Here is a 3,944-nt window from a genome sequence, read left to right on the forward strand (position 1 = left end):
GGTCGGGGCGGCCATGGCCGCCGGGGCAGCCGTTCCCGCCGGGGGCGCGGTGCCCGAGAACGTGGTCGTCGGGGCCGGGGTCGCCGAGGGCGGCCCGGGGGGCGGGTCGTTCCGTACGGCTCCCCGTCCCCGTCCGCGTCGGCGTACCCGGCTCGCTCTCGTCGCGGGTGTGGCCGTCGCCGCGCTGGTCGGTGCCGTCACGCTGGCGGTGAGCCTGCCGTCGGACGAGTCCGGGGGCGACGGCGGTCGCCGTTCCCTCGACGACGTGCCCGCCGGGGACGCGGCGGGGCTGGAGGAGGGGTCCCTGCCCTCGTCCGACGCCTCGCCCTCCCCTTCAGGGAGCGAGGCGGACGGGAAGGGCGCGAAGGACGGCAAGGGGGCGAAGGGCGACGGGAAGGGGGCGCCGGCGTCCGCCGGTGCGGCCACCCCGACGGGTTCCGGGGCGGGCGGCGGTGACTCCGCGTCCCTCGACCCGCCGCTGTCCGTGAAGGTGGAGCCGTACAGCTGGGAGAGCCCGTGCGTCCAGCGGTATCTGGTGAACCGGCCGCCCGCGGAGGTCGACGGGCCGCCGCCGGAGCCGGACGCGGCCTCCTGGGTGGCGCGGAACGGGGCGGTCTCGTCGGGCGGGCAGTTCCTGACGCTCACCGTCCAGGGCACCGGCAAGGAGACGGTCGTCGTGAACAGCGTCCAGGTCCGCACGGTCGCCAAACGGCAGCCCCTGCCCTGGAACGACTACGTCATGGGGTTTCCCGGTGTCGGGTGCGGGGCCGGTGTGCCGACCCGGTCGTTCACGGTCGCCCTCGACGCCGCCCGGCCCGTCGTCAAGCCCGCGGCGGGGAGCAGGGACTTCCCGTACTCCGTCAGCGAGTCAGACCCGGAGGTGTACTACATCCTGGCCGACGCCTCGGTGTACGACGTCAGCTGGTACCTGGAGGTCAAGTGGACCTCCGGCGCCCGCAGCGACACGTTGACGGTGACGGACGACGGCAGACCGTTCCGCACGAGCGGCAACAACGGGCGTCCGGCCTACGAGTTCCCGCTGCACGGCAAGCAGTGGGTGAAGGAGGGCACGACCCTCGGCGACGACGGCTGAGCCGGGGCGGCCGGCGGGCACCAGGGCGGGCCGGCGGGGACCGGGGCCGGGCGGGCGTCCGGAATTCGGCGTAGTGAACTCCCCTTGGGGACTAGGTTGTTGTGCGTTCAATGACGACCCCCAGGAGAGGCTTCATGGCCGCAGACGCGCTCAGCCAGGACCCCGCCGACCTGCGGAGGAGGATCGACACCACCAAGGCGCACCCGGCACGCGTCTACGACGTCTTCCTCGGCGGCAAGGACAACTACCCCGTGGACCGCGAGGCGGCCGGCGCGGCGCTGGCGGCCAACCCGCGCGGCTACCTCGACGTCCGGCACAACCGGGACTTCCTGCGCCGGGCCGTGACCACGCTCACCAAGGACGAGGGTGTCCGGCAGTTCCTCGACATCGGCACCGGGCTGCCGACCTCCGAGAACGTCCACCAGATCGCCCAGGACATCACCCCCGGCACCCGGGTCGTGTACGTCGACAACGACCCCGTGGTCCTCGCGCACGCCCGCGCGCTCCTCACCAGCGGGCCCGAGGGCGCCACCGACTACATCGACGCCGACTTCCGGGAGCCGGCCCGCATCCTCGAAGAGGCCGCCAGGACACTCGACTTCGACGAGCCGATCGCGCTGTGCCTGGTGGCGCTCCTGCACTTCGTCGAGGACGAGGTCGCCTACCCCGTCGTACGCGAACTGGTCGACGCGCTGCCCGCCGGGAGCCGGCTCGTCCTCACCCACCTCACGGAGGACCTCAACCCGTCGAAGATCCGCGCGGTGCGCGACACGTACACCAAGCGCGGGTTCACCTTCGTGCTGCGCTCCCGCGACGAGGTGGCGCGGTTCTTCGAGCAGAGCGGCCTCGCCGTGGACGAGCCGGGCGTCGTACCCGTCCACCACTGGCGGTTCGAGGGGGGCGCGCCGCTGCCTCCCGAGATGGAGCCGCACACGCTGGCCGCGTTGGACGACATCGAGAAGGTCCGCTATCGGGACATCAACGACGTGACCGACGCGGACATCAACGTGTACGCGGCGACCGGCAGGAAGGGCTAGCGGCCGGAGGGGCCTGCGGCCGCCTCGCCTTCTTCAAGAGGGGACGGCCGCCCCGTCTCCGTTCAGCTCAGCCTCCCGTGCCGAACCATGTCTCCGCCAGGGCGTCCAGGTCCTCGCGGGGCGGGGCCGGGAGCCTGCGCAGATACCAGTTCAGGTCGCTGTAGACGTGCAGGAGGGTGTACGCCATCAGTTCCCGGGGGTCGAACGGGGACCGGCCGTACGCGTCGTAGAAGAGTTTGAGGAGGGCCGGGTCGGCGGCGGTCAGGAACAGGCCGACGCTGACGAAGTCGTACGCCGGCGCGCCGATCATGGCGGGCTCGAAGTCGAACAGGCCGGTCAGGTGCCAATCGTCGTGCGGGTCCACCGTGAGGTGCTCGCGCATCAGCTCCGTGTGGAGCAGCACCGGCCGGGCGGGAGCGGTGAGCGGCAACACCGAGCGCAGGAAGTCGGGGATCTGTTCCAGCCAAGGTTCCGGCAGGCCCCCGCTCGCCTGCTGCTCGACCGCGGCGGCCCGCTGACCGGCCAGGAACCGCGACCAGTCGGGCGGCCCGACGACGGAGGCCACCGGGCCCGGATCCAGGGCGTGCAGGGCGGCCAGGCACTCGGCGGTCTCCGCGACGATCCGCTCCTGGTCCGCCCTCGGGATACGTGGCCAGGCCTCGTTGAGGTCCTCGCCGGGCAGCCGGGACATCAGGACGAAGCGCCAGCCGTTCTTGTACTGGTCGGCGGCCTGCAACCGGGGGGTGGGGATCGGCAGTTGCCCCCACAGGTGGGACAACAGCCGGGCCTCCCGCACGGCTTCCGCCGCTTCGAAGCCCGGATAGAGCTTCAGGACGAGGGCGTCACCGACCGCGTACACCGGCAACGAGCCCTCGGGGAAGCGCACGATTCGCGCGCCGGCGAGACCGAGTTGAGCACAGAGATCCTGGGCGGCCGGTCGCAGCAGTGCCTCGTCACCGACGACTTCTTCCAGTTCGTCGTTCGTGTCCACGCTGGGCAGCATGCGCGCAGCCTAGGGGGTACGGGGTCGCGTCCGCATGGCGAAATCGGTGAATGTAAGGGGCATGTATCTCTCTAGAGTGAGGACGCGGGCGGAGTCGAACCGCCCTGAATATGCCACTACGGGTGTGGGGTGGGTGCTGTGGACGCTGTGCGGGCCAGAAACGACGTGGGATTTGTCAGAGGTTCGATCGTTCCGGGCGAAGTGCGCGCAGGGTCGGACGGGGCCGCCGCGGCGCTCGTGCCGGCCCTCGCCGAGCGTGTCACCTCCGTCGGGGGTTCCCCCGTGCGGGACATCCTCGCCGTCACCTCACGGCCCGAAGTCGTCAACTTCGCGGGTGGTCTGCCCGCCCCCGAGCTGTTCGACACCGAGGGGATGGCGGCGGCCTACCGGGACGTGCTCGCCGGGTCGGCCGGGCGCGCGCTTCAGTACGCGACGACCGAGGGTGAGCCGGCGCTCCGCGAGGCGCTCGCCGCCCGGTACGGCGCCCGGGGGCTGCCCACCGACGCCGACGGGATGCTCGTCACCACCGGTTCGCAGCAGGCGCTGTCGCTGCTCGCCACCGCGCTCCTCGAACCGGGCGACGTCGTCCTCGTCGAGGACCCCTGCTATCTGGCCGCGCTCCAGGCGTTCCGGCTCGCGGGGGCGCGGGTGCTGGCCGTGCCCGGCGACGCGGACGGCGTCGACCCCGACGCGCTGGCCGCGCTGGTGACGCGGACCCGGCCCAAGCTCTTCTACACCGTGCCCACGTTCCAGAACCCCACCGGGCGCACCCTGCCGGCCGAGCGGCGCGCGGCCGGCAGGGTGCGCCCGG

4 protein-coding genes are annotated in these 3,944 nt (G+C 72.5%); 3 read left to right on the forward strand and 1 reads right to left on the reverse strand.

Features of this window, described 5'->3' with window-relative positions; all coding sequences use genetic code 11:
* Both AOK15_RS30720 and AOK15_RS30725 read left to right on the forward strand, forming a co-directional pair.
* On the forward strand, nt 1-1,093 hold a 1,093-nt coding region (locus tag AOK15_RS30720), incomplete at its 5' end, for a hypothetical protein (protein WP_055521607.1).
* Between the two features lie 134 nt (nt 1,094-1,227).
* Nucleotides 1,228-2,130: an SAM-dependent methyltransferase gene (locus tag AOK15_RS30725; protein ID WP_055521608.1), complete on the forward strand. Its 903-nt coding sequence runs from the start codon at nt 1,228-1,230 to the stop codon at nt 2,128-2,130.
* A gap of 67 nt (nt 2,131-2,197) precedes the next feature.
* On the opposite strand, the gene AOK15_RS30730 is transcribed toward AOK15_RS30725, so the two are convergent.
* Complete coding sequence (locus AOK15_RS30730; protein ID WP_055521609.1) at nt 2,198-3,133, reverse strand: phosphotransferase family protein; 936 nt, start codon at nt 3,131-3,133, stop codon at nt 2,198-2,200.
* A gap of 201 nt (nt 3,134-3,334) precedes the next feature.
* Here AOK15_RS30730 and AOK15_RS30735 point away from each other — a divergent pair.
* Nucleotides 3,335-3,944, forward strand: a 610-nt coding sequence (locus tag AOK15_RS30735) for an aminotransferase class I/II-fold pyridoxal phosphate-dependent enzyme (RefSeq protein WP_240508675.1), incomplete at its 3' end; no start/stop codon positions are given.

The organism is Streptomyces ossamyceticus (assembly GCF_001418475.1).
In the GTDB taxonomy this organism is placed as follows: domain Bacteria; phylum Actinomycetota; class Actinomycetes; order Streptomycetales; family Streptomycetaceae; genus Streptomyces; species Streptomyces ossamyceticus.

Coding starts and splice junctions, on each gene's coding strand:
- AOK15_RS30725 (WP_055521608.1), top strand. CDS start 1,228: ATGGCCGCAGACGCGCTCAGCCAGGACCCCGCCGACCTGCGGAGGAGG.
- AOK15_RS30730 (WP_055521609.1), bottom strand. CDS start 3,133: ATGCTGCCCAGCGTGGACACGAACGACGAACTGGAAGAAGTCGTCGGT.